The organism is Photorhabdus tasmaniensis (genome assembly GCF_011189505.1).
GTDB lineage: Bacteria > Pseudomonadota > Gammaproteobacteria > Enterobacterales > Enterobacteriaceae > Photorhabdus > Photorhabdus tasmaniensis.
Genome location: NZ_PUJU01000226.1, coordinates 1 through 426, shown reverse-complemented (window position 1 = coordinate 426; position 426 = coordinate 1). Strand labels below are relative to the sequence as shown.

Sequence of the window (426 nt, the reverse complement as noted above, 5' to 3'; positions counted from 1 at the left end):
GTAAATCACAAGCCAGGAATGGCTTACGGTAAATAAACTCAGAAATATAATGTAATATATAGATATATGTATTTTGCTTTGGTATATTCTGGGCGGGCGCTTGAGACTATCTGTCTCTGGCGCGCTGGAGCAGATAGAAGAAAGCCCCAAATGATCTTTCAATCAATTTGAGGCCCATCTATGCGTAGCAACATAAGATTAGCCTCTTACACGCCGAAAGGCAAGGAGACGCTAACCATGAAACAGCAAAAAGCGGTACTTATCGCTATTATCGTAATCTGTATTGCCGCTTTAGCGGTTGTGCTGGTCACGAGGAAGGATCTCTGTGAGGTTCGCATCCGAAGCGGCCAAACGGAGGTTGCTGTTTTCATGGATTACGAAACCAGGTAAGAGCAACGGCGGGGAGTCATCCCCGCCATCGCTTAT

Annotated in this window: 1 protein-coding gene; it reads left to right on the top strand. The window is 45.8% G+C overall.

From position 1 onward, the window contains the following. The first annotated feature begins 237 nt into the window (after window positions 1-237). Complete coding sequence (locus C5471_RS23680) at window positions 238-390, top strand: Hok/Gef family protein (RefSeq protein WP_133812816.1); 153 nt, start codon at window positions 238-240, stop codon at window positions 388-390. Window positions 391-426 lie beyond the last annotated feature (36 nt).